This window comes from Kitasatospora sp. NPDC004615, from assembly GCF_042873545.1.
Lineage (GTDB): Bacteria > Actinomycetota > Actinomycetes > Streptomycetales > Streptomycetaceae > Kitasatospora.
Genome location: NZ_JBIALQ010000002.1, coordinates 544549 through 569721 on the forward strand (window position 1 = coordinate 544549; position 25173 = coordinate 569721).

Consider the following 25173-nt stretch of genomic DNA (forward strand, 5'->3'; position numbering starts at 1 on the left):
GTGCTCTGAACACCCATGACAGGACTCCTAATTGATCGGTTCGAGGACGGCGGGAGAGAGGTGGATCAGATGACGTCCGGGTAGCACGCGCCGCAGCCGTCGGTGGTCGCGTGACCCGCGCTCACCGACGGGGCGGTCGCGGCCTGCGCCGACACGGCCGGCGCGAACACCGCACCACCCACAGCGGCAGCAACCGCCACCGACAGCGCGGCCTGACGGGCCAGCGCAGCGAACTTCGAAGCGGACTCGGTGCTCTGAACACCCATGACAGGACTCCTTCGGGGAGGGGATGAATCGGGATGAATCGGGCCGCTCGGGGCGTGTTCCGCCCACGGGTGCGGCGCGGGGGTCAGACGGTCGGGATCCGCAGGGCCAGGGGTTCGGCGCCGGGGCGGCACTGGAGGTCGCAGCCGCAGCCGGGGGGCAGCAGCAGCCAGTGGCCGGGGAGGAGCCGGACGCCCTGGTGGGTTCCGAGGCCGGTGGGGTGGACCCGGCTTCCGCCGTGGTGCTGGAAGAGCAGCAGGCTGCTGTCCTCCGGGGCGGCGAGCCGCCGGACGGGCCGGCTCGGGGCGGGTTCGACGGGGCGGCCGAGGTGGTGACGCAGGGTCTCGGCCCAGTGGGCCGCGCCGTGCGCCGGGGCGGCGTCCGGCGGGTTGCCGCCGGGGTGTTCGCCTTCGGTCCACAGGAGTGCCGGGCCGGTGCCGAGTCGGCGGTTCAGGAAGGCGACGACCTCGCGTTCCGGGTCGGCCGGACGGTCTTCGTCCTGTCCCCAGTGCACTGTCGCCACCTCCGTTCCGCTGTCCGGTGGGGCCCGGTGTGCCCCGCTGACATCAATGGTGCGGCGCGGCGGAATTGACGGACAGTCACGGCTTGGCGGTCCCGGGCGGCCGGTAACGGGTGGCCGGTCCCGGGACCGCGTGACACGCGGAGGCGGGGCGAGTCAGTCGTCGAGCAGGCCGGCCCGGGCGGCGGCGGCGCCGGCCTGGAAGCGGCTCTCGGCGCCCAACTCGTCCATGATGTCGGCGATGTGGCGGCGTGCGGTGCGCAGTGACATGCCGAGGCGGCGGGCGATGGCCTCGTCCTTGAGGCCGGCGGCGAGCATGCGGACGATGGTGCGGTCGAGTTCCTGGGAGACCTGTTCGAGGCCGTCCTCGGCGGCGGCGGCGAACGGGCGGGCAAGCGACCAGGCCTGTTCGAAGATGCCGCAGAGGTAGGCCAGCAGCGCTTCCTGCCGGACCACCAGCGCGCCCCAGGTGCCGTCACTGAGGGGGAGGAAGGCGAGTTCGCGGTCGAAGACGATGAGGCGGCCGAACAGCTCGTGCGCTGTGCGGTATTCGGCGCCGAGGGCGGTGGCGGCCTCCACGTAGGCCTGGCTGGGGCCGTTGAAGCGGGCGGTGTGGTGGTAGAGGGTGCGCATCCGGACCCCTCGGCCGAGCAGGGCGCGGTCGCGGCGCAGGGCCTCCTCCATCGCGGCGGGGACGCGGGAGCCGCCGCCGGGCTGGCTGGTGAGCACTTCGCTGCGGCATTCGGCGGAGGCCCGGTCGAGGGCGTCGCGGACGTCCTGGAGGTCGCCGATCACCTCGATCTCGCCCGCTCCGCCGGTCTCCCGGACCTGCCGGTGGTAGGCCAGGAAACCGGCCACCTGGGCCTGGCGGTGGGCGAGTTCGGCGCGGCTGCGCTGGATCTCGGCCTCGACGGGGGCGGCGAGTGCGGCGATCGCGGTCTGCGGGGGCAGGGCCCGGCAGCGGCCGGGGTCGGCCGGGTCGGGCTGGAGCAGCTGCCAGGCGGCCAGGCGGTCCAGGGCGGTGGTGGCGGCGGCCGGGTCGAGCCCTTGGCGGGCGAGGTGTCCGGCCAGCGCGTCGGGGTCGAGGCGGCCGTGTTCCAGCACCCAGGAGTAGGCCGCGGCGTCGGCCGGATCGGGCGCGAACTCGGCTCCGGCGCACGGAGCTTGGGCCGATAGGTCCATTTTCGTCCCTCGGTCATCTTGCTGCCAGAGCAGTTGGTGAGGTGGCTGCACGATGGTTCGGGCACCCGGCGGTCGCCATGCTAGTTCCCAGGCGCCGGGCCTTGGTTGAAAGCCCGGACACCGAGATCCCCGTCTCTTCCCGTCCTCAGGAGGACTCTGCCATGAAGCGGTTCGCTCGCACCGTCGCGTTCGCCGGTCTGCTGCTCGCCCTGGCCGGTGCGGCCCCCGCGGTGATCGCGGCGGCGCAGTCCGGCCCGGCGGCGGCCGTGCGGGCCGACGGCGCGAGCCCGACCGGCGACACCTCCTGGGGCGGCAGCTGCGAACTGCCGCTGTGCCAGCCCGAGTTGTACTGAGCCGGAGCGGAGCGGGCCCGGATCAGAGCGGGCGGACGTTCATCGGCAGCCAGTTGTCATTGGTGTCGGTGAGTCCGATCCGGGCAGTGTCCCACGTCCCGTAGCGCGGGTTGACCTGGATGTGCAGCGCGGTGCCCGCGTCCACCAGGGCCTTGCGGATCGCGGCGTCACCGGCGGCGCCGGTCGGGTCCTGGCCGCCGGCCAGCTTGGTGAGGCCGAGCTGCTGGCGGTAGAAGTCGTCGATCCCGTCGGCCGGGACGCCCTGCTTGACCCGCAGCAGTTCGGCCAACTTGGCGTCGCCGCCCACGGTGCGGCTGTCCGCGGCCCGGGCCGCGCCGATCTCGCTCGCGTCGACCTTCAGCCGGCGGTCCGCCAGCGCCCGGCCGATCACCTTGTCGAAGATCAGCTCGTTGACGGTGTGCCTGACCAGCCCGGACTGTTCGTTCGCCGCCTGCCCGCCGGCCTGCCCGGCGCCGCCCGCGCGGACCGCCGACATCCTGGCCTGCACCTGCGCGATGGTGATCCGCTCGTCGCCGACCACGGCGGCGGCCCCCTGGTGCGCCGGCGCCCCGCCACAGGCGGAGAGCGCGGCGGCGGCGACTGTCACGCCGAGTGCGGCGCGCAGTCGGCGGACGGAGCTGGTGCGGGTCACTGGGGCCTCCTGGTCGATGGAGCGCGTTCCGGTGGTGCTTCGCGTACGTGGCTGGGACGAACAATAGGGAGCCCCGTCCCCTGGTGCCAGACCCCGCGCGCAGGTCCCCCGTCCGAGATCGTCCACCGCTCCCCGGGGTGGACGAACGTTCGCCTAGGATCTGCCGCGATTCGGCCTACTCACCTGGGGGACACGGAACATGACCACTCGACGGAACCTGCTGCGGGTCGCCGCGGCCGGCGCGGGAGTCGGCGCGGCGACGATGGCGGGCACCGGGAGCGCGGCGGCGGCCGTCGCCGACCCGGCCCGGCCGCTGGGCTGGATCGACGTCAAGGTGGCCTACCAGGCCAAGGGCGACGGCACGGGCGACGACGCGCCGGCGCTGCAGAAGGCGTTGAACGATGCCGGTCCGGGCGGCGTGGTGGTCCTGCCGACCGGCAACTACCTGATCTCGTCGCCGCTGGTGGTACCGACCGGCGTGCGGATCCAGGGCAGCGGCTCGTCCTGGTACTCGGGCGGCGGTTCCCGGGAGACGGTGATCAACGCCTCGCCGTCGTTCTCCGGCAACCAGTTGATGCTGATCGACGACAGCCGGGGCGAGAACATCGCGGTGTCGATCCGCGACCTCACGCTGCGCGCGGCGGACGCCCCGCCCGGGACGGCAGTCGGCCTGGACGTGGTCGGGGCGGTCTCCCAACTGCTGGTGGAGAACGTCCAGGTGACGCAGACCAAGGGCGCCGGGATCCGGCTGCTCGCGGCGAACGGCAAGGCCCCGACCACCGTCCGGTTCCGCCAGGTCGGCACCTGGGGCACCCAGGGGAACGGCTTCGAACTGGACGCCCGGGACAGCCAGTTCACCGGCTGCCTGGCGTACCGCAGCGGAGGGTCCGGCTGGCGGCTCGTCCGGTCCAGCAACAACCAGTTCGCGCAGTGCCGTTCCGAACACAGCGCGCGGCACGGCTTCGAGTGGACGGACGACCAGCCGATCGGCGCGGTCGTCCTCACCGCCTGCACCACCGACCAGAACGAGCAGGACGGCTTCCACCTGGAGCGGATCGGCGGCGTGGCCGCGGTCCAGTTCGACGGCTGCTGCGCCCGCCGGGACGGCAGCACCGCGGGCGGCCGGTTCTCCGGCGTCAGCATCACCGGCTGCACCGCGCCCGTCCTGCTGACCGGCATGGTGGTCACGGCGTTCCGCGACGACAAGGCGACGAAGGAGTCCCCGTACTACGGCCTCACCGTGGCCACTTCGTCCTCGGTGGGCCTGCAGGCCGCGGCGCTGTCCACGATCGCGGGCGGGCAGGCGGTCAACTGGGACGGGCAGGGCCGGCTGAGCACCGGACCGAACCTGATCACCGGCACGTATCAGAACAACGCCACCGCCTGGAACCCCTCCGACGGGCTGCGCAGCGGCCCCGACCAGCTGTCCTTCGCGAGCGCGGGAGTCGTCACCCCGCTGCTCGACCCGACCCCGCAGCCCGCCGATCAGGGGCTGCTGACCTGGGCGTTCGACCCGTCCTCGCTCGGCAGCACCGGGGTGCCGACGCCCGGGACGATCCAGCTGGTCCGGGTCCTGCTGCGCACCCCGCAGCAGGTCTCCGCGGCGCTGGTCGCCGTCACCGGCGCCGGCTCCGGGCTGACGGCCGGCCAGAACCTGGTGGGCCTGTACGGGGCGGACGGGTCGCTGCTGGCGAGCAGCGCGGACCAGAGTGCCGACTGGACCGGGACCGGCCTGAAGACCGTCCCGCTGACCAGGACCGCCGGCGTGCCCGCCGTCCTGCCCGCCGGCTCGTACTGGGTGGCCCTGCTCACCAACGGCGCCACAAGCCCCGGCTTCGGCCGCGGCTCCTTCCTCTCCACCACGGCCATCAACGTGGGCCTCCCCGGCCAGCCGCCGCGCTACGGCCAGTACGGCACCGGCCAGACCGGGCTGCCCGCGAAGGTGACGTTCGGCCAGGCCGCTAACTCGACCAGCTCGTTCTGGGTGGCACTGCGGTAGACCGCACTCCGTCGACCTGGTGGTCGGCTTCGGCCCGGTCGGACGCGGACATCGCAGGTCGCAGGTCGCAGTTCGGCAACGAGGAGCGGGATTGACGGCGGGCGGGTGTCGCAGGTCCGGAAAGCTTGGGACTCTTGACGAGATGTCATGTCAGCCCGATTCATGGGGGAAGCGGGATGTGGGGACCGGGCACAGTACTGGGCGGGCGCTACACGCTCGGTGAGCGGCTGGGCAGTGGCGGCATGGGCGAGGTCTGGCGGGCCGAGGACGGGGTACTGGGCCGGGCAGTCGCGATCAAGGTGATGCATCCGGGGCTGGGTGACGAGCAGGACTTCATCGAGCGGTTCCGGCGCGAGGCCCGGATCCTGGCGACGGTGCGGCATCCGGGCATCGTCCAGGTGATCGACTACTGCGAGCCGGCCGAGACCACCGACGTCCGGGCGACGTACATCGTGATGGAGCTGATCGAGGGCCGCCCGCTGCACCTGGTGCTGGCGCAGGACGGCCCGATGGTGCCGGCCCGGGCGCTGGGGCTGGTCGCGGAGGCGCTGGACGCGCTGCACGCCGCGCACGCGCGGGACATCGTGCACCGGGACCTGAAGCCGTCGAACCTGATGGTGCGGGACGACGGCGGCGTGGTGGTCACGGACTTCGGGATAGCCCGGGCGTTGGCGGGCACCCGGCTGACGACCACCCACTCGGTGCTGGGCACGGCCCTGTACGCGGCGCCGGAGCAGGCCGGCGGCCAGGCCGTCACGCCCCGCTCCGACCTGTACTCGATCGGTGTGGTCTGCTTCGAACTGCTCACGGGGCAACCGCCGTTCACGGGTGAAACAGTGCTGGAGGTGGTGGTCAAGCACCTCCAGCAGCCGCCGCCGGGACTGGCCGAGGCGTTCCCGGCGCCGGTGCGGGCGTTCGTCGCGCGGGCGCTCGCCAAGGACCCGGCGGACCGCTTCCCGGACGCGGCGGCGATGGCCGCGGCGGCGCGCTCGGCGGCCGAACTCCCGGCCTCGGCAAAGGCGGTGGCGGCGGACACGCTGCTGGCCACCGTGCCGGACAGCCCGACGCCGAGTACCGTCCCGGCCGCCCCTCCGGCGGACACCGGCGCGCGGACCGCGGAGACCCCTCCCCCGGAGAGTCGGCGGCGCCGGCTGCTGCTGCCGATCGTCGTGCCGGTGGTGATCTCCCTGGGCACGGGCGGCGTCTTCCTGGTCCAGGCCGCGCCGTGGAAGTCCGACACCTCGCAGACGGGTTCCGGCCCGGTCTCGGCACCCGGCGGCGGATCGCCGCTCCCGGTGGCGTCGACGTCGGGCGGCCCGCCCGGGTCCGCCTCGCCGTCCGCCTCCGCCCCGGCCCCGGCCTCCGACTCGCCCTCCCCCGGCCCGCAACAGCCCTCGTCCGACCAGCCGGGCACCACCGACACCCGCCCGGCCCAGGGCGGCGGGGGAACCGGCGGCGGGGGAACCGGCGGCGGGGGAACCGGCGGCGGCGGAACCGGCGGCGGCGGAACCGGCGGCGGAGGCAGCAGCAGCAGCAACGGTGGTGGCAATCAGCAACCCAGCGGCACCACCGCCCCGCCGAACACGCCACCCGCCAACGGCGGCACGACCCCCGGACCCCCCGCAGGCTGCGGGGGCGCCGGCTGGGGATACCTGACCTCGGTGGGCAGCGGACAGCGGCTCGGCCTGGCGGCGAACACCCTGGCGGGCGGCACGGCGGCGGTGATGGACCGCAACACCTCGTTCGGCTGGTACCGCTCCGGCCCGGACCCGGGCGGCTGGTACACGCTGTACCCCTGCAACATGAGCAAGCCGATCCTGGTCCAGAACGCCACCGGGACGGCAGTCACCCTCCGCTCCGGATTCAACGTCCTGACCAGCTGGTCGGTGGTCCAGGCGCCCACGCCGGGCGCGTACTACCTCAAGGACTACATGGCCAGCCTCTGCCTGACCGACAACGGCTCCGGCAACGCGGCCACCATGGAGAACTGCACCCCGGGCAACACCACCCAGCAATGGCGCATCCCCCCGGCGGGCTGACAGCCCCCGCCGCGGCGACGGCGGATCGTCGCGGTCGATCTCGGCGCCCACAGCGGCGACGCCGGAATCGACCGTCAGATCCGTCAGATCCGTCTGGGAGGCTCCGGGCATGGAGATGACAATGCAGCTGACGATCGACTGCTCCGATCCGCAGCGGATGGTGGCCTTCTGGGCGCAGGCCCTGGGCTATGTGCCCGAGCCCGCGCCCGACGGGCACGCCACGTGGCGCGCCTACTGGGAGGCGATAGGGGTGCCTGCGGAGGAGTTGCCGGCCGGGGCCGGCGACATTCCTGAGTCGATCGTCGATCCGGCGGGTCGTGGACCGCGCGTGTGGTTCCAGCAGGTGCCGGAGCCGAAGACCGTCAAGAACCGGTGGCACTTCGACCTCACGGTCGGTGGCGGTCGTGACGTCCCGCTGGACGTCCGCGCGCAGCGGGTCAGGGCCGCGGTGGATCAGCTGGTCGAGGCCGGTGCCACCGTGCTGGAGATCAGGGACGAGCCGAGCATGGGGCTGTACGCCGCGGCCATGCGGGATCCCGAGGGCAACGAGTTCGACGTCGTCTGAGGACCGTCGCGAGTGTGTGCCCGGTCGGCCCGCACCGCGATCGTTCACCGCCCGGGATCCACTTCCGATACACGCCGCAGGGCCGGCTCCCCGGTCAGGTCGCGTACGGGTTGGTGGTGGTGCGGTGACTGCCGAGCTGCTCCAGGTGCGCGCGCAGGCGGCGGACGTCGGGGTGGTGCGGGCCCTGACGGCGCTCGGTCTCCAGCAGGAGTTCCAGCAGGCTCTGCCAGGCCGCCTCGACATGGCCGGTGGCGGCGAGCAACAGGCCGATGCGTTCGCGCAGTTCAGGGGCGTGCGCGGAGCCGGGCGGCAGGGACGCGAGGACGGCCCGGTACTCGGTGAGGGCCTCGCGGGTGAGGCCGAGCTGCTCCAGGCAGCGGGCCGCGTGGCGGCGGTGGTCGAGCGCGGCCGGGTCGCGCTCGGCCGCCGCGGCGGCGGCCAGCACGCGCAGTTCGGGCAGCGCCTCGGCCCACTGCCGTTCGGCGAGCAGGGTGCGGGCCCGGATCGCCCGCACCGTCTTCACCAGTGGCGCGGCCTCGCCCTGCTCGGCGACGGCCCGGGGCAGCAGCCGTGCGGACAGCTCGAGCACCTCGCCGTGCCGGCCCGCCGCGACCAGGTCGGAGAGCCGGGCGCAGGCCACGGCCAGGGTCTCCTGCCCGGGCGGCTGCTCGAACCGGACGGGCGGCGGCACGGCAGGCATGAACACCGGCTCCGGCGGCGGCAGTTCGGCTCCCCCGGCGGGCTCCGGGTGGTGCGGGTAGCGGTACGGGTCCGCCGGGTCGGGGACGGCGGGCAGCCGGGTGCGCGGGCGGCCGGTCGGGGCGGGCAGCAGCGGCATCAGCAGGGCGTGCACCTCGGCCGCGTCGACCGGCCGGTGGTCGGGCTGCTTGGCGAGCAGCCACAGCACCAACTTCTCCAGCGCGGGCGGGACTTCGAGACGCAGCCCGCGCAAAGGCTGTGGCGGGTCGTCGAGCTGGCGGCGCAGCACGCCGAGCGCGGTGGGGGCGGGGAACGGGGGGCCGCCGGCCAGCATCTCGTGCAGCATGCAGCCGAGCGCGTACAGGTCGCTGCGCCGGTCGGTGTCGGCGGCCATGGCCTGCTCGGGGGCCATGTAGGCGGGGCTGCCGATCGGACTGCCGGTGAGGGTGAGCCGGGTGGCGGTGGGATCGATGGCGGCGGCGATGCCGAGGTCGAGCAGGATCACCCGCCCGTCCGGACGGACCATCACATTGCTCGGCTTCAGGTCCCGGTGGACCACCCCCACCCCGTGCACGGCGGACAGCGCGGCGCACAGCTGCCCGGCGACCGCGACGGCCCGAACAACGTCGAGCGGGCCCTCCTCGGCGATCAGGTCGGCCAGGCTCATCCCGGGGACCCGCTGCATCACCAGGTAGAGCTCGTCCCCGTCGGCGCCCGCGTCGTACACGGTGACCAGGCCCGGGTGGTCGAGGGACGCGCCTATTCGGCACTCGCGCAGGAACCGCTGCCGCAGCAGCTCGCCCTGGCTGTCGCCGCGCCCGGCCTGGTCCGGCACCGCGTCGGCGCGCAGCAGCTTCACCGCGACCTGCCGCCCCAGCTGCTGGTCCCGGGCCGCCCAGACCTGCCCCATCCCGCCGTGCCCGATCTTCTCCTCGAGCACGTACCGCCCACCGACGGTGCGGCTCACGGCTGCCCGTCCCCGGCCTGACGGCGCAGCAGCTCACCGAGCTCGCGCAGCTCGGCGGTGCCGGTCGCGCCACCCGGTGCGGCGGCGGGGGGCGGGGTGGCGGGCTGCGCGACCGGGGCCGGGGCCGGGTAGGGGTACGGGGTGCCGGAGGGGTACGTCGGGGCCGACGCCGAGTACCCGGGGTACGCCGGGTACGGGTACGGCGGCGGGGTGGCCACGGCCTGCGGCCAGAACCGGCGCTGGTTCATCAGCAGGTAGTGCACCGGCGTGCCGAGGAACAGCGGGAGCAGCAGCAGCAGACCCACCAGGTTGTTGATCGTCCCGCCCTCCGGGGTCAGCCCGGCACCCACGTACAACCCCAGCTGCATCAGCCCGATGATGATCGCGCCGACGATGTCGGCCCGGCGCCGCCGCCCGACCGCCAGCACCAGCGAGGGCACCATGCCGAGCATCCCGAGGGTCAGCACCGGCACCGCCGCGCACAGCAGCGTCACCCAGATCCGGGGCGGGCCGGAGACGGCGCGGGCGGGCATGGACGCTCCTCGACGACGGGAATGTGCTGCGCACACGCTACCCCCACCGGAAGCTGCTGCCACGACTGATGGCGGGTCAAAGACGGGGACCGGAAACGGCGGGACCTCACCCGCCCCGCTGGTCCTCCGCAGACTCGCCCTCGCCGTTCTCCCCCAGCCCTTGGGGGCTGGGAGGTGCCCCCACGAGCCCCTGAACGGCTTCGCCGTTCCCCAGCGCGCGTCAGGATGGCTTCGCCGTTCCGGCCGCGAGGGCGTCGGTGAGGGCGCGGGTCAGGGTGCGGGCCTCGGTGGTGGTGCGGGTCAGGGCGGCCTCGTAGTCGGCGAGTTGGCGGAACGCGGCGCCCAGGGCGCGCTGCTGCTCGACCGGGACGCGCGGGACTTCGACCCGGCGGATGTCGAGGCGGCTGGTGGTGGATGCGTAGCTGCTGGCGCGTCGGCCGGCGCCGGTGGCACGGAGCTGGCCGGCCAGGAAGTCGGGGTCGAGCAGTGCGGGGTCGGGCCGGAGCAGGTGGAGCCTGGCCCCGAGTGCGGCGCCCGCGTAGGGGCTGCCGGGGTGCACCGCCTGTGCGCCCTCGCCGCCCAACGCCGGTACCAGTACGTCGCCGTGGCGGATCGTCAGCGCGTCCGAAGCGTCGGTGGCGGCGCTCGGTGGGGAGGCGGCCTGGAGGTCCTGGTCGGTGAGCAGCGGGGTGCGGCCGCCGGGGCGGGCGGGGGCGCCCTGGCCGGAGGAGTGCACCTCGAGCGCGCCGGAGCGGGCGAGTTCGCCGATGCTGACCTGCGGGGGTGCGGCCGCGCCCGTGGCGGCGAGGGCGGGGAGGGCGGCGTCCAGGTCGGCGAGCCGGGCGAGTTCGGCGGCCAGGTGTTCGCGCAGGGCGGTGAGTGCGTCGGGGGCGGCCTCGGCGGGCAGGGCGGGCAGGTGGCGGGCGGGGGTGAGGTCGGTCTCGTCGTCCAGCAGGTCGAGCGCGGGCACGGCCCGGGAACGGCCGGGCCGGTCCGCGGGCAGCGGGCCGCCGGTGCGGGCGGCGGTGTCGAACGCCTGCCACGCCGTCAGGACGTCCTGCTGGAGCGCGGTGCGGTCGATCCGTTCCCGGCCTCCGTCGGCGGCGGCGTCCAGCAGCAGCAGGTGCCGGAAGTCGTCGCCGGGCTCGGGTCCGCGCAGCACCCACACGTGCAGCGGCACGCCGTAGGGCGGGGCGACGCCGGCGGGCAGCGCGATCACGGCGCGCAGCGCGCCCGAGCGAACGAGTTCGGCCCGCACCCGGCGGCCGGCCCGGCGGGACGCGACGGTGGGCGGCAGCAGCAGGACAGCCGTCCCGCCGGGGCGGGTGTGCGCCAGGCAGTGCAGCACCCAGGCCAGTTCGGACTCGCCGCGCGGCGGCACCACCCCGCCGGGCCAGCGGCTGTCGTACTGCAACTGGTCGTGGCCCCAGTCGCGTTCGTTGTACGGCGGCCGGCACAGCACGGCGTCGGCGGCCAGCCCCGGGAAGGCGTCGGCGCGCAGCGCGTCCCCGGCCCGGACGTCCACCGGCAGCGGGCCGGGGAGGTCGGCGGGGGCGGCCAGCGCGAGGCGCAGCAGTGCGACGCCGGCCAAGCCCGGGTCGGCGTCCTGCCCGCGGCGCGCGGCGGGCGCGGCGGCGAGCAGCACCCCGCCGGTGCCGCACGCCGGGTCCAGCACCGCCTGGTCGCTGCCCGGCGGTCCGGCGAGGGCGGCCAGCAGGGCGGCGGTCTGGGCCGGAATCGGCTGCTGGAGACGGGGGTTGGCCTCGGTGTACCTGGTCAGCAGCTGCTCGTACGCGGCGGCGGGGGCGCTCTCCGCGGTCAGCCGGGCCAGCAGCCGGGCCAGGTCCAGGTGGGTGGCACCGGCGATCAGCGGCAGGTCGAGCGTCGCGGGCGCGTCCGGGCCGAGCAGCGCCCCGACGGTGCGGCGCAGCGCCTTGGGCAGCGCGGTGGCCAGCCGGGTGTCCGGCTGCTCGGCGAGTTCGGCCCACGCGGACGGGGCGCGGTGCAGCAGGAGCAGCAGCGAACCGGCCGTCACCAGCGGGGCGACGGCCGAGCCGGACGGGTCGCGGAGCAGCTCCAGCTGCTGCCAGACCCGTTCCAACAGCGGAAGTTCGGCGAGTTTCCCCTGCGCGCGGAGCCACTGTTCGACCTGGTCGAGCCGGAACGTCGGGCTGGTCTCGGTGCCGCCCGCGGGCCGGGGGAAGTCGGTGTGGCGGCGGCGCCAGTTGGACACGGCGGCCCTGCCGACCCCGGCAAGCCGGGCGATCTCGGCGGCCGTGACCTCGGGACTTTCCGACATGCGCGGGCTCCTCAGCAGCTGGGTGTGGCCACACAGCATAGCCAGGACGCCACCCCGACGCGTTCACACGTGAACAGAGACGTTTCGTGAACTCTCATTGACACTGTTCACAGTCGGGGCTTTACTGGAGTCATCGCCGGAACCCCGGCCCACCGCAGAATCCCTGGGGGAGAGCCCGTCATGTCCATCCGCATCAGCACCCGCCGCACCGCCGCCGTCCTCCTCGGCGCCTGCCTGCTCGCCGCCGCGACCGCCTGCGGCCCCGACAAGAACTCCGTCTCCACCGCCCCCAAGGCCGCCGACTCCTCGAGCGCCTCCAGCGCCGGCGGCGACCAGGGCAAGGCGGCCGGCTCCTCGGTGGCCAAGCCCGGCGACACCATCGGCCTGAAGGGCGTGGAGAAGTCCAACACCGCGGACGTCACGCTGGTGAAGGTCGTCGACAACTCGGAGGGCGCGGACGAGTACACCAAGCCCGCCGACGGCAAGCGCTTCGTCTCCGTCCAGTTCCGGATCAAGGCCACCGGCAGCGCGGCCTACGCCGACGCCCCCGCCAACAGCGCGAAGGTCCTCGACGACAAGGGCCAGGGCTACAGCTCCACCGTCGCCGACACCAAGGCCGGCCCCGAGTTCCCCGTCCCCGCGAACATCGCCCCCGGCGAGACCGCCCTCGGCTTCATCACCTTCGAGATCCCGGCGGACGCCAAGCTCGACAAGATCCAGTTCGCGCTGGACAGCGGCTTCGCGCAGCAGACGGGGCAGTGGAAGCTGTAAGGGCACGCAGGCGGGCGCGAAACGCAGGCGGGCGCGAAACGCAGGCGGGCGCGAAACGCAGACGGGCGCGAAACCGGGGGCGCGGGGAACTGCGCGCAGCGGAAGGCACCCGCCAGCAAGATCGCGACGCGGGCAATGACTTGCCATTGATCGCGACCTTGCTGACGTGCGCTCGTTGCTCGCGCAGTTCCCCGCGCCCCTGGTTTCGCGCCCAACCGCTCGCGCCCAACCCCTCGCGCGAGTCCCCCTGCCTTATCGCTTGAGGTCGTCGAACATGGTGCTCAGGAACTCCGTACTCCACGACAGCAACTCCCGCCCCACCAGCGGCTTGCCGCCAATGCGTCCGCCGGAGCTGGGCCGGGGCACCAGCAGCTGCTGGGCCGCGGACTTGATCTGGGTGCGGGGGTAGAGCCGGTTCAGCCGGAGTTGCTGGGACTCGCGCAGGTCGACCGGCCCGAAGCGGACGAAGTTGCCCTGCAGGGTGATGTCGCCGATGCCGCAGCGCCGCGCGAACAGTCGCAGGCCGGCCACCAGCAGGAGGTTCTCGACCGGTTCGGGGAGCTTGCCGTAGCGGTCGGTCAGCTCCTCGCGGACCTGCGCGATGTCGGCCTCCGAGTTGACGGCCGCGATCGACCGGTACGCCTGGAGGCGCAGCCGCTCGCCGGGGGCGTAGTCGTGCGGGACGTGTGCGTCGACCGGCAGTTCGATCTTGACTTCGAGCGGCTCCTCCTCCGGTTCGGCGCCGCCGCTCTCCAGGGACTGGCGGAAGTCGGCGACGGCTTCGCCGACCATCCGCATGTAGAGGTCGAAGCCGACGCCGGCGATGTGGCCGGACTGTTCGCCGCCGAGCAGGTTGCCCGCGCCGCGGATCTCCAGGTCCTTCATGGCAACGTACATGCCGGCGCCCATCTCGGTGTGCTGGGCGATGGTGGCGAGGCGTTCGTGCGCGGTCTCGGTGAGCGGCTTCTCCGGCGGGTACAGCATGTACGCGTAGCCACGCTCCCGCCCTCGGCCGACGCGGCCGCGCAGCTGGTGGAGCTGCGAGAGCCCGAACGTGTCGCCGCGTTCGACGATCAGGGTGTTGGCGTTGGAGATGTCGATGCCGGATTCGACGATGGTGGTGGAGACCAGGACGTCGAACTCCTTCTCCCAGAAGTCGACGACGACCTTTTCGAGTTGGGTCTCCCCCATCTGCCCGTGCGCGGTGGCGACGCGCGCCTCGGGCACCAGGTCCTTGAGCCGCGCGGCGGCCTTGTCGATCGACTCGACCCGGTTGTGGATGTAGAACACCTGGCCCTCGCGCAGCAGTTCGCGCCGGATCGCGGCGGAGATCTGCTTCTCGTCGTAGGGGCCGACGAAGGTGAGGACGGGGTGGCGCTCCTCGGGCGGGGTGGTGATGGTGGACATCTCGCGGATGCCGGTGACCGCCATCTCCAGGGTGCGCGGGATCGGGGTGGCGGACATGGTGAGCACGTCCACGTTGGCCCGGAGCTTCTTCAGCTGTTCCTTGTGCTCGACGCCGAAGCGCTGCTCCTCGTCGACGATGACCAGGCCGAGGTCCTTGAACCGGGTCTCCGAGGAGAACAGCCGGTGCGTGCCGATGACGACGTCCACCGAGCCCTCGAACAGGCCCTCCAGGACGGCCTTCGCCTCGGTGTCGGTCTGGAAGCGGGACAGCGCCTTCACGTTGACCGGGAAGTTCGCGTACCGCTCGGCGAAGGTCGAGAAGTGCTGCTGCACCAGCAGCGTCGTCGGCACCAGGACGGCCACCTGCTTGCCGTCCTGCACGGCCTTGAAGGCGGCCCGGACGGCGATCTCGGTCTTGCCGTAGCCGACGTCGCCGCAGATCAGCCGGTCCATCGGGACGGACTTCTCCATGTCCGACTTGACCTCGCCGATGGTGGTCAGCTGGTCGGGGGTCTCGGCGTACGGGAAGGCGTCCTCCAGCTCCCGCTGCCAGGGGGTGTCCTGGCCGAAGGCGTGGCCGGGGGCGGCCATGCGGGCCGAGTACAGCTTGATCAGGTCGGCGGCGATCTCCTTGACGGCCTTCTTGGCCCGCTGCTTGGTCTTGGCCCAGTCCGCGCCGCCGAGGCGGTGCAGGGTCGGGGCCTCGCCGCCGACGTACTTGGTGACCTGGTCGAGCTGGTCGGTGGGCACGAACAGCCGGTCGCCGGGGTGGCCGCGCTTGGCGGGCGCGTACTCCAGCACCAGGTACTCGCGGGTGGCGCCCTGCACGGTGCGCTGCACCATCTCCACGTACCGGCCGACGCCGTGCTGCTCGTGCACCACGTAGTCGCCGGCGGCCAGCGCCAGCGGGTCGATGGCGTTGCGGCGGCGGGACGGCATCCGGCGCATGTCCTTGGTGGAGGACTTCTGGCCGGACAGGTCGGTCTCGGTGATGACGGTGAGCTTGAGGGCCTCGTCGACGAAGCCGTGCTCGATCGAGCCGCAGGAGACGTAGACGACGTCCCGGGTCGGGGCCTCGCCGAGGTCGGCGACCAGCCGGGCCGGGATGCCCTCGTTGCCGAGCACCTCGGCCAGTCGGGCGGCCGGGCCGTGGCCCTCCGTCACCAGCACCACGCGCCAGTCGGCGGCCAGCCGCTCCCGGGCGTCGGTGATCGCCCGCGCGGTGTCGCCCCGGTACGCCTCGACGGCGTGCATGCCGAGCGTCAGCGTGTCGGCGTCGCCGTGCCAATCAGCGGCTCCGCCGCGGGCGAGGATCTCGGAAACAGTCGAGTCACTGGTCGCGAACGGGCTGACCGACCACCAGGGCAGCCCGATCCCGGCGGCGTGCTCGCGCACGTCGGCCAGCGACCGGAGCGACGCGGCGGAGACGTCGATCGCCTCCAGGTCGATCGGCCGGTCGGCGCCCGCGGCCGCGGCCACCCAGGACGCGGCCAGGAACTCCTGGCTGGTGGCGACCAGGTCCGCGGCCCGGGTGCGGACCCGCTCCGGGTCGCAGACCACCGCGATCGAGCCGGTGGGCAGCACGTCGAGCAGCAGCTCCATGTCGTCGACCAGCACGGGGGCCAGCGACTCCATGCCTTCGACCGCGATGCCCTGCGCGATCTTGTCCAGGATCTCGCCCAACTCGGGGTGCTGGGCGGCCAGTTCGGCGGCCTTGGCGCGCACCTCGTCGGTCAGCAGCAGCTCGCGGCAGGGCGGCGCCCACAGGCCGTGCTCGGCGATCTCCAGCGAACGCTGGTCGGCGATCTTGAAGTAGCGGATCTCCTCGACGTCGTCGCCCCAGAACTCCACCCGCAGCGGGTGCTCCTCGGTCGGCGGGAAGACGTCCAGGATGCCGCCGCGGACGGCGAACTCGCCGCGCTTCTCGACCAGTTCGACCCGGGCGTAGGCGGCGGCCGCGAGCTTGTGGGCGACCTCGTTCAGGTCGTGCTGCTCACCGCGCCGCAGAGCCACCGGCTCCAGTTCGGCCAGGCCCTTCACCTGCGGCTGCAGCACGCTGCGCACGGGGGCGACCACCACCTGCACCGGCCCCGCGGCGGGGTCGTCGGCACGCGGGTGGACGATCCGGCGCAGCACGGCGAGGCGACGGCCGACGGTGTCCGAGCGGGGGGAGAGCCGCTCGTGCGGCAGCGTCTCCCAGGCCGGGAACTCGGCGACCGCGTCGGGCGGCAGCAGCGAGCGCAGCGAGGCGGCGAGGTCCTCGGCCTCCCGGCCGGTGGCGGTGACCGCCAGCACCGGGCGGCCGCTCTCACCGGCCCGGGCGGCCAGCGAACGGGCCAGCGCCGCGATCGCGAACGGCCGGGCGGCGGGCGGGCCGACCAGGTCGAGGTGCTGCCTGTGCCCCGTGGCCGCCGCCTCGATCGCCTCGGCGATTGCGGCGTCCCGTACGACGACATCGAGCAGTCCGGACAGGCTCATACGTCAAGTTCTCCACGGCGGGGAGTTGGCCCGGAAGCAGACGGCCGCCGGGCAGCGCGACAGTCCCGGAACGCGGTGCGCCCGGGGGGTGTCCAGCCTACGCCGCGCGGGGGCCCCGCACGTGGCGTGGCGTCCTGGACCGGCGGCGCCGGGGCGACTTACCGGTATTCGTACAGGCTCGTCCAGAGATCATGCAGCCGACACACTCCTGTCACTGTCTGTCCATGGTGGCCGCGCAGGATGGAGCACAGCGCAGGCCGCATCCAACCGTGGGGGATGGCTGCGGAAGCGCGATCGCACCTCGATGGGGGTCGGGAGTGCGAAGGCCGGGCGACCCTGGGTGGGGGCGCCCGCGCCACTCACGCCGGGACTCGCGGCGCTTGCCTGGGGCTTGCGCCGCGAGATCTCGGCGTCGGCGCGCTGTCCGCCGATATCCACCGGCCTTGCGGGGTGGCCGAGTTCAGTCACCCGCCCGTCTCCGGCCACTTCCCGCGAAGCCGCCCGCGCGACGGTCGCGCCTCCGTACTCTCTTGTGAAGAAGGTGTGGGGACACCGGGGGATTTCCAGGGGGTTGGGTTCGCCATGCGCGTTGTCATCGCAGGTCAGGGCTATGTCGGTCTCCCGCTCGCGGTCCGCGCCGCCGAGGTGGGCCATCAGGTGGTCGGGTACGACGTGGACGACCGCCGGATCAAGCGGCTCGCGGTCGGTGAGTCGTACGTCGAGGACATCCCCGGCGACCGGCTGCGCCCGCTGCTGGACGGCGGCCGGTACCTGCCGTCCGCCGACCCGGCCGACGTGGCGGGGTTCGACATCGCGGTGATCACCGTCCCGACCCCGCTGCGGGACGGCGCGCCCGACCTCTCCTACATCGAGGCGTCCGCGAAGCTGCTGGGCCGGCACCTGAGGCGCGGTGCGACGGTCGTCCTGGAGTCCACCACGTACCCGGGCACCACCGAGGAGCTGCTCGCCCCGCTGCTGGAGGCCGGCTCCGGACTGCGGGCGGGGGACGACTTCCACCTCGGCTACAGCCCCGAGCGGATCGACCCGGGCAACCCGGTGTGGAAGCTGGAGAACACCCCGAAGGTGGTCTCCGGCACCACGCCGGACGGGCTCGCGGCCGTCTCGGACTTCTACGGACAGCTGGTGGAACGGACGGTGCCGGTCTCCTCCTGCAAGGAGGCCGAGCTGACCAAGCTGCTGGAGAACACCTTCCGGCACGTCAACATCGCGCTGGTCAACGAGCTGGCGATGTTCGCGCACGACCTCGGCATCGACGTCTGGGAGGCCATCGACGCGGCCTCCACCAAGCCGTTCGGCTTCCTGCGCTTCACGCCCGGCCCGGGCGTCGGCGGCCACTGCCTGCCGATCGACCCCTCGTACCTGTCCTGGCGGGTGGAGCGCGCGCTCGGCCAGTCCTTCCGCTTCGTCGAGCTCGCCAACGACGTCAACAGCCACATGCCGGACTACGTGGTCCGCCGCCTCGCCGACGCGCTCAACCGGCGCCGCCGCAGCGTCAACGGCTCCCGGGTGCTGCTGCTCGGCCTGGCCTACAAGAAGAACACCGGCGACGCCCGCGAGACCCCGGCGGCCCGGATCGTCGAACTCCTCACCCGCCAGGGCGCCGAAGTCCGCGCCGCCGACCCGCACGTGGTCGCCGGCGTCCACGTCGCCGAACCCCACGACGCGGGCCCGCTCGCCACCGTCCACCGCGTCGAGGCCACCCCCGCCGAACTCGCCGCCGCCGACGCGGTCATCCTGCTCGCCGACCACGACGAGTTCGACTACACCGCCGTCACCACCCACGCCCAGTACGTCCTGGACTGCCGCCACCGCCTGACGGGAGCCTCGGTCGAGGTGCTGTGAGTCAGCCTCGCGAGCGGGCGTCGGACCGGCGCACGAGGACGGTCACGGCCGCCGCCGCGACGACCGACAGACCGCCGGCCGCCGCCCACCACTGCCAGTCGGCGCTGTCCTCGGCCTTGGCCGTGGCGGCTGCGGACGGCACCCCCGAAGCGGGCGCGGACGCGGACGCCGACGGTCGCGGAGGCGGCTGGGTCGGGGCGGTCTGGTCGTCGTTGGTGAAGCTGAAGCGCCCCTGGAGCGGCGCCCCGTCGGCCGCGACCGCCCGCCAGGTCACCTGGACGAGGCCCCTCGGCAGGCGGGTGACCTTCTGCCGCACCTCGCGGTCGGTCGCGGTCGGCGCGCCGTCGCTGTAGGACGTCCCGTCGGTGCCGGCGACCACGATCGTGGTGTAGCCGGCCTGCACCGCGCTGTCGAAGGTCAGCGTGATCGAGGTCGGCGACTCGGCGACCACGGAGTCCGCGGCCGGGCTGGAGTCGAGCAGCTGCGCGTGCGCCGCCGCCCGGGGCGCGGACACCAGGACGGACAGCGCGGCCAGCAGCAGTGCCAAGAGCAACGGCACGGCCGCCGGGCGGGAGGGAACTCGGGGCTTCACGTGTCAGTGGTCGTCGCCAGCCTCCCGGAAGTTCCCGGCACATCGCGGGAACTTCCCGCCCACCCGGTCCGACCACTGCGGTAACTGCGGCACACAACCACGCCCGCACCCGAGTCGAAAGCCGATGCACCCCCATGCCGATCACCACCGCCCCGGCCCGTTCCCCCCGCCTGCGCCGCCTCGTCGCTGCCACGGCGGTCGGGGCGATATCCCTCACCGCCCTCGTCGCCTGTGGCAGCAGCGACTCGTCCTCCTCGGCCAAGAGCCCGGCGGCCAGCACCTCGCCCAGCACCACCGCGAAGGCCGATTCGGCACCGGTCACCGTCAAGGACCCGTGGGTGAAGGCGTCCGACACCGAGATGACCGGCGTGTTCGCCACCCTGGTCAACAACACCGGCGCCAAGGTCACCGTCGTGTCCGGCACCTCGACCGTCTCGGCGAAGACCGAACTGCACGAGGTCGCGGACGTGGACGGCAAGCCCACCATGCGCCCGAAGGCAGGCGGCTTCGTCATCGAGGCGAACGGCAGCCACGAGCTCAAGCCGGGCGCCGACCACGTGATGCTGATGGGCCTGTCCAAGCCCGTGAAGCCGGGCGACGAGGTCACCGTCACGCTGACCCTCGACGACGGCAAGACGCTGAAGTTCACCGCTGTCGCCAAGGCGTTCGCGGGCGGCAAGGAGGACTACAACTCCGGCATGACGAAGGGCTGAGCTCCCGATGGACACCAGCCCCACCGAAGCCGCTGCACCCGCCACCGCTGCGGTCGGCCGCCGCCGGCTGCTGACCGGCGGCGCGCTCGCCCTCGGCGGGGCGCTGGCCGGCGGCGGTATCGGCGCCGCCGTGGCCGACAGCCCCCGCCGCCCCGGCGAGGAGCGGTCGGCAGCGCCCGCGTACGGCGTCCAGAAGATCCCCTTCCACGGGCCGCACCAGGCGGGGATCGACACCCCCGCCCAGGCCCACGGCGTGTTCCTCGGCTTCGACCTGGACGCCGGAACGGACCGCGCCGCGCTGGGCCGCATGATGCGGCTGCTCACCGACGACGCCGTGCGGCTCACCCAGGGCGAGCCGGCGCTCGCCGACACCGAGGCCCAACTCGCCGAACTGCCCGCCAGGTTGACCGTCACCTTCGGGTTCGGCCCGGGCTTCTTCAAGGCCGCCGGGCTGGACGACCGGCGGCCCGCCTCGGTCGAACAGCTGCCGGTGTTCTCCATCGACCGGCTCCAGGACCACTGGTGCGGCGGCGACCTGCTGATCCAGATCTGCGCCGACGACCCGCTCACCGTGGCCCACGCCCAGCGGATGCTGATCAAGGACGCCCGCACCTTCGCCCGGCTTCGCTGGGCGCAGCGCGGCTTCCGCCGGGGCCGCGGCGTCCAGGCCGACGGCGTCACCCAGCGCAACCTGATGGGCCAGATCGACGGCACCGTCAACCCGGAGCTCGGCAGCGACATCTTCGCCCAGGCGGTGTGGGCCGAGGACGGCCCGGACTGGCTGCGCGGCGGCACGACCATGGTGCTGCGGCGGATCCGGATGGAGCTGGAGACCTGGGACGCCGCCGACTCCAAGGCCAAGGAGTTCTCGATCGGCCGGACCCTCGACACCGGCGCCCCGCTCACCGGCACCGCCGAGACGGACCCGCCCGACTTCGACGCCAAGGACCGGCTCGGCTTCCCGGTGATCTCCGACTTCGCCCACGTCCGGCGCGCCCACGTGAGCGACCCCCGGCAGCGCATCTTCCGCCGCCCGTTCAACTACGACGACGCCCCGGCCGCCGACGGCACCCCCGACACCGGCCTGCTCTTCGCCTCGTTCCAGCGGGACATCGCCACCCAGTTCCTGCCCATCCAGCGCGCCCTCGCCGCGTCCGACCTGCTCAACCAGTGGACCACCCCGATCGGCTCCGCCGTCTTCGCCATCCCGCCCGGCTGCGCACCCGGCGGCTGGATCGGCGAGACCCTCCTGGGCTGACCGCCGGACGAAACACCTCCGCCCCGTCCGACAGCTGCCTGCTGCCGAACGGGGCGGAGGTGTTTCCGGGCGCTCAGCCCCGGCGCTGGATGCGGTCGCGGTTGGGGCGGGTGTCGTGGTTCAGCCCGAGGTCGTCGACGATGACGATCTTGGGCACGATCTTGGTCTCCGCCTCCGGAGCGGTCACGGGCGCGGGCACGGCCGGCTCGGCCGACGCAACAGGCGCGGCGGGCGCAACCGGCTCGGCCGACGCGGCGGGCGGGGTCGCGGGCTTGGGCGGCAGCGGGTCCTTGGCGAAGCTGGCGGGCTTGGTGGGCGGCGCCGGGGGCTCGGCCACGGTCGGGGTGTACGGCTTGCGGGGGTCGGCGGCCGCGGGCCTGGCGGCCGACTCGCCCTTGACGGGGCCCAGCAGCACCGCGGTCGGCTGGTCGACCGGCTTGGCCTTCTCGGCGACGGGCTTCTCGGAGGGCTTCTCGACGGCCGGCTTGGTGGCCGTGGCAGTACCGACGGGGCCCTTGGTGAGGTCGGCCTTCTTCGCGGCGGCGGCCGGCGTCCCGTCCTCCGGGTCCTCGATCGCGCCGACGGCGGCGCCGGTGAGCGAGGCCAGGGTGCCCTTGATGTGGTCGAGGTGGGTCTGCACCTTGTCGAGGCGCTTGGTGAAGTCGGCCTGCTCGCGCTCGCTGGCGAGCTTGATCCGGGCGGCCTTCTCCTTGGCGGCGGCGATCTCCGCGTCGGCCTTGACCTGGGCCTGGGTGTCGAGGCGGCGGGCCTCGGCGAGCATCGCCTCGCGGTGCTGCTCGGCCTCCTTGACCCGGGTCTCGGCGGCGAGGGTGATCTTGGCGACGGCGGCGTCCGCGTCGGCCTCGGCGGTGGCGAACTCCTCGTCGGCCTTGCGGCGGCGCTCGGCGAGGGTGACCTCGGACTGCTCGGAGGCGTCGGCGGCGGAGACCCGGATCCGGGCGGCGTGGCCGGTCGCGGCGTGCACGACGGCGCGGGCCTCGGCGTCGGCCTGGGCGCGGATCCGCTCGGCCTCGGCGCGGCTGCGCTCGTCGGTGCTGCGGGCGAACCGGTCGGTGTCCTCGCGCTGCTTGGCGGCGTACTGCTTCGCGTCCCGGGCGGCGGCCTCGCCGGCCTCGTGGGCGGCGTCCCGGGCGTCCTCGCCGGAGCGCTTGGCCTTGTTGTGGATCGCCTCGGCCTCGTTCTGGGCGATCTTCAGCAGGGCGGCGGCCTGCTCGCTGAGCTCGCCGAAGTCGGGGTCGGGGGCGTCCTCGGCGGCCTGCTGGATGTCGGTGAGGCGCTTCTCCATCTCGCGCAGCCCGGAGCCGAGCACGCTGAGGCGCTCCCAGGCCTCGTCCCGTTCGCGGCTGAGCGCGGACACGGCCGCGTCGACCTGTTCGGGCGCGTAACCGCGCCGGGAGACGGTGAAGCCGTACTGGGACACGGCGTCGCTCATTCGGCTGTTCTCCTCGTGCTCGCGGGCTGCGCAGCCCCGCCGGGTGCGTGGTTCGGTGGGCGGAATCGTCCGTCCCATTGACCTATTTTGCGCAGATACGAACGCAAACCAAACAGGCCGCTGCCGCGCGGCCGGGGGAACCGGCCGCGCGGGAGGGGCTACAACAGTCCGTCCCAGAGCTGTTCGACCAGCACGGCCCACCAGCTTTCGGGCGTGTGCACGGCGGCCGGATCGGCCGCCAGCAGCTGGGCCTGGAGGTCGGTGGTCCAGCGGCCGGCCTGCTCGGGCGTGAGGCCGTGTCGCAGGTGCCACATCCGGGCCAGCACGGTCAGGCAGCGGACAAACTCCGGGACACCGCTGTTGACGAACCGCGGCGGCTCGGCCGGGTTCTCGATGTCCACGGCGACCACCGCGGCCGTGCCGTACTGGACGCACAGCTGGCGGCCGTAGTCGTTGCCGAGCACCAGGTAGCCGCCGAAGTCCGGGCCGGGCGGCAGGCCGCGCTCGGCGGCCAGCTCGGCCAGCGTCGGGATCGGCCGGCCCTCCTGAGCCTGCGCCCAGAAGAACGGCGGGAACTCGCGCGGCAGACCGACCCACATCAGGGTCTGGGCCACCGCGTCCGGCACGCCCTGCCGGGCCACCGCGCGCTGCTCGAACCGGAACACGCCCGGGCCGAACAGCTGCCCCAGCTCGGCGGCCAGCTGCTGCGGAACCATCGGCGGCAGCGGCGGCACCGAGCCGGGCGGCGGCAGCGGCACCCGCTGGGTACGGGGGCGCGGCGGCGCGGACACCAGCTGGTGCAGTTGCTCGACGTGCTCGCTCAGCACCGCCATGCCGGCCTGCCGGGCGGCGGTGTCCCGGCCGTACGGGGCGGTGTGGCTGATCCGCGCGTTCGGCCAGGACGCCTTCACCATCCGGGCGCAGTAGCCGCCGGGCAGGTCGCACAGCTCCAGGTCGGTGTGCACCTCCAGCACCTGGTCGGCGGGCACGCCGATCCGGCGCAGCTCCTGCAGCGCCTTCCACTCCGGGTGCGGGGTGCCGAGCTCGGACATCATCACCAGGCTCCGCTCGGAGCCGTCCGGCGCCCGGTAGTTGACCACCGCGGTGGTGCCGGGACCGGTGGTCGGCACACCGGACGGCGGCACCGGCGCGACCGGCGCCGGGCCGGGGCCCGGCGGCGGCACGGGGGCGCCCGGGAACGGCTGCGGCGGCATGCCCTGCGGCGGACCGGGGAACGGCGGCGGGGCCTGGAACGGGGCACCCTGCTGCGGCCCGGGCACGGGGAACGGCGGCGTCGCCATGCCACCCGTCGGCGGCATCTCGATCGCCGGGGCCAGCTGGGTCGCCTGGTACGCGACGGCGGCGGCCTCGGGCGCCGGAGCGGCCGGCGGCGCGGCGGGCGCACCGGCGGCGCCGCTCAGCTCGGCGGGCGCGGGCGGCGGCGGGGCACCGGGGCCGGTGCGGCCGCCGGGGCCCTGCGCGGGGCCGCCGGTGGGCGGCAGCAGGTCGTTCGGCGGGGGCGGCGGCGGAGCGGTCGGAGCGGACCGGCCGAGGCCGACGTGCGCGGGGCCGCCGGTCGGCGGCAGCAGGTCGTTCGGCGGGGGCGGCGGCGGAGCGGTCGGACCGGACCGGCCGAGCTGTACTCCATGCGCGGGCGTGCCGGGCGCACCGGGCAGCCCCATCAGCCCGGGCGGGCCGTCGGTGGCCAGCATGGTCGGCGCGTAGTCGATCGACGGCGCGGGGCCGTCCGGCGGAACGGGCGTACCGGGCACGGGAGTTGCCGGCCCGCCGAGCGGGAACGGCGGCGTCGCCCCGACGGGCACGGGAGTTGCCGGCCCGCCGAGCGGGAACGGCGGCGTCGCCCCGACCGGCACCGGCGTCCCGGGAACGGGCGTCCCACCGACCGGGAACGGCTGGGCCGGCGCCAGCACGGTCGCAGCCTCCGCGCCCGGCGGGGGCGGAACGGGCGCGCCGGGGAGGGGCATCCCGGACGCGTCGAAGTAGTTGGGGCCCTCCTCACCCGGCACGGACGGCATCGGCGGCACCGGCGGCGCAGCAGCAGCCACCGGCGCGGGCAGCACCGGCGCGGGCGGCACCGGCACGTGCGGCGTCGGCACCGGCGCAGCCGGCATCGCGGCGGGCGGCGGCGTCGCGGACCCGGACAGCTGCGCGGCCTCGGCGGCCACCGCCGCGGCACCGGCGTCCTGCAGCCACTGCGGGGGGCTGAGCAGGAAGGAGGTGGCCTCGACCGCCCCGCGCACCGGCTTGGCGGCGCCGGCCGGGTTGGGTTCGGCGGGGCTCCCGTACAGCTCCTCGAACTGCTGGACCACCTCGTTGATCGGCAGCGGCGGCCAGAGCATGCTGGCGCCGCTGTCGCGGGCGATCACCAGCCGCGGCGAGGTGCCGGGCCCGCCGCCGTGCTCGCTGCCGTCCACCGCCCAGCAGACGTAGCCGAGGTCGAACTCCCGGACCCGCACCTCGCGTTGGAGCGAGCGCGGCACGCCGGCGTTGATCCAGTCCTCGGCGGTCTCCTGCGCCTGCGCGTACGTGGTCACCACGTCTCGTC

At 74.2% G+C, this 25173-nt stretch carries 19 protein-coding genes; 8 read left to right on the plus strand and 11 right to left on the minus strand.

The annotated features are described in order from the left end of the window. Positions 1 to 65: 65 nt before the first annotated feature. The 3 genes from ACFYS8_RS09325 to ACFYS8_RS09335 all read right to left on the minus strand — a co-directional run bounded on the left by ACFYS8_RS09325 (position 66) and on the right by ACFYS8_RS09335 (position 1966). The gene (locus ACFYS8_RS09325; protein WP_387638004.1) at positions 66 to 266 is read right to left on the minus strand and encodes a hypothetical protein; all 201 of its coding nucleotides are present in this window, start codon (positions 264 to 266) and stop codon (positions 66 to 68) included. An 83-nt stretch (positions 267 to 349) separates the two neighbouring features. After that, positions 350 to 778, minus strand: coding sequence for a hypothetical protein (locus tag ACFYS8_RS09330; protein ID WP_387638007.1), 429 nt, complete (start codon positions 776 to 778; stop codon positions 350 to 352). Positions 779 to 940: 162 nt separating this feature from the next. Further along, the gene (locus ACFYS8_RS09335) at positions 941 to 1966 is read right to left on the minus strand and encodes a LuxR C-terminal-related transcriptional regulator (protein ID WP_387638010.1); all 1026 of its coding nucleotides are present in this window, start codon (positions 1964 to 1966) and stop codon (positions 941 to 943) included. Positions 1967 to 2127: 161 nt separating this feature from the next. Between ACFYS8_RS09335 and ACFYS8_RS09340 the strand changes: the two genes are divergently transcribed. Further along, entirely contained in the window at positions 2128 to 2319 is a 192-nt protein-coding gene (locus ACFYS8_RS09340; RefSeq protein ID WP_387638012.1) for a hypothetical protein, read from the plus strand. Between the two features lie 22 nt (positions 2320 to 2341). Here the strand turns inward: ACFYS8_RS09340 and ACFYS8_RS09345 are convergent, their stop codons facing one another. Then, positions 2342 to 2971, minus strand: a complete 630-nt coding sequence (locus ACFYS8_RS09345; RefSeq protein ID WP_387638014.1) for a hypothetical protein — start codon at positions 2969 to 2971, stop codon at positions 2342 to 2344. A 199-nt stretch (positions 2972 to 3170) separates the two neighbouring features. On the opposite strand from ACFYS8_RS09345, the gene ACFYS8_RS09350 reads away from it, so the two are divergent. From ACFYS8_RS09350 to ACFYS8_RS09360, 3 genes are all read left to right on the plus strand, one after another. Continuing rightward, positions 3171 to 4970, plus strand: a complete 1800-nt coding sequence (locus ACFYS8_RS09350) for a glycosyl hydrolase family 28-related protein (RefSeq protein WP_387638017.1) — start codon at positions 3171 to 3173, stop codon at positions 4968 to 4970. Positions 4971 to 5146: 176 nt separating this feature from the next. Continuing rightward, positions 5147 to 7009 (plus strand): protein kinase, encoded by a 1863-nt coding sequence (locus tag ACFYS8_RS09355; protein WP_387638020.1) that lies wholly within the window; start codon positions 5147 to 5149, stop codon positions 7007 to 7009. Between the two features lie 109 nt (positions 7010 to 7118). Continuing rightward, positions 7119 to 7574 (plus strand): VOC family protein, encoded by a 456-nt coding sequence (locus ACFYS8_RS09360; RefSeq protein WP_387638023.1) that lies wholly within the window; start codon positions 7119 to 7121, stop codon positions 7572 to 7574. 94 nt (positions 7575 to 7668) lie between these two features. Here ACFYS8_RS09360 and ACFYS8_RS09365 read toward each other — a convergent pair whose 3' ends face one another. From ACFYS8_RS09365 to ACFYS8_RS09375, 3 genes are all read right to left on the minus strand, one after another. After that, positions 7669 to 9240, minus strand: coding sequence for a serine/threonine-protein kinase (locus ACFYS8_RS09365; protein WP_387638026.1), 1572 nt, complete (start codon positions 9238 to 9240; stop codon positions 7669 to 7671). After that, entirely contained in the window at positions 9237 to 9773 is a 537-nt protein-coding gene (locus tag ACFYS8_RS09370; RefSeq protein ID WP_387638029.1) for a hypothetical protein, read from the minus strand. Before ACFYS8_RS09370 ends, ACFYS8_RS09365 begins: the two co-directional genes overlap by 4 nt. Positions 9774 to 9993: 220 nt before the next feature. Further along, positions 9994 to 12072 carry an N-6 DNA methylase gene (locus tag ACFYS8_RS09375; protein WP_387638032.1) on the minus strand — a complete coding sequence of 693 codons (2079 nt, stop codon included), beginning with the start codon at positions 12070 to 12072 and terminating at the stop codon, positions 9994 to 9996. 180 nt (positions 12073 to 12252) lie between these two features. Between ACFYS8_RS09375 and ACFYS8_RS09380 the strand changes: the two genes are divergently transcribed. Continuing rightward, positions 12253 to 12843, plus strand: coding sequence for a DUF4352 domain-containing protein (locus tag ACFYS8_RS09380; RefSeq protein ID WP_387638035.1), 591 nt, complete (start codon positions 12253 to 12255; stop codon positions 12841 to 12843). Between the two features lie 252 nt (positions 12844 to 13095). On the opposite strand, the gene mfd is transcribed toward ACFYS8_RS09380, so the two are convergent. Continuing rightward, a complete protein-coding gene (gene mfd / locus ACFYS8_RS09385; RefSeq protein ID WP_387638038.1) occupies positions 13096 to 16728 on the minus strand; it encodes a transcription-repair coupling factor in 3633 nt (1210 codons plus the stop codon). Between the two features lie 582 nt (positions 16729 to 17310). Between mfd and ACFYS8_RS09390 the strand changes: the two genes are divergently transcribed. Next, positions 17311 to 18591 (plus strand): nucleotide sugar dehydrogenase, encoded by a 1281-nt coding sequence (locus ACFYS8_RS09390; protein ID WP_387638041.1) that lies wholly within the window; start codon positions 17311 to 17313, stop codon positions 18589 to 18591. Between the two features lies 1 nt (position 18592). Here the strand turns inward: ACFYS8_RS09390 and ACFYS8_RS09395 are convergent, their stop codons facing one another. Continuing rightward, complete coding sequence (locus ACFYS8_RS09395) at positions 18593 to 19150, minus strand: copper resistance protein CopC (RefSeq protein WP_387638043.1); 558 nt, start codon at positions 19148 to 19150, stop codon at positions 18593 to 18595. Positions 19151 to 19317: 167 nt separating this feature from the next. Between ACFYS8_RS09395 and ACFYS8_RS09400 the strand changes: the two genes are divergently transcribed. Both ACFYS8_RS09400 and ACFYS8_RS09405 read left to right on the plus strand, forming a co-directional pair. Next, positions 19318 to 19896, plus strand: a complete 579-nt coding sequence (locus tag ACFYS8_RS09400) for a copper chaperone PCu(A)C (RefSeq protein ID WP_387638046.1) — start codon at positions 19318 to 19320, stop codon at positions 19894 to 19896. Between the two features lie 7 nt (positions 19897 to 19903). Further along, on the plus strand, positions 19904 to 21154 hold the full coding sequence (locus ACFYS8_RS09405) for a Dyp-type peroxidase (RefSeq protein ID WP_387638052.1): 1251 nt from the start codon (positions 19904 to 19906) through the stop codon (positions 21152 to 21154). Between the two features lie 73 nt (positions 21155 to 21227). On the opposite strand, the gene ACFYS8_RS09410 is transcribed toward ACFYS8_RS09405, so the two are convergent. Both ACFYS8_RS09410 and ACFYS8_RS09415 read right to left on the minus strand, forming a co-directional pair. Then, positions 21228 to 22607, minus strand: a complete 1380-nt coding sequence (locus ACFYS8_RS09410; protein WP_387638054.1) for a hypothetical protein — start codon at positions 22605 to 22607, stop codon at positions 21228 to 21230. 158 nt (positions 22608 to 22765) lie between these two features. Next, on the minus strand, positions 22766 to 25165 hold the full coding sequence (locus ACFYS8_RS09415; RefSeq protein ID WP_387638057.1) for an SUKH-4 family immunity protein: 2400 nt from the start codon (positions 25163 to 25165) through the stop codon (positions 22766 to 22768). Positions 25166 to 25173 lie beyond the last annotated feature (8 nt).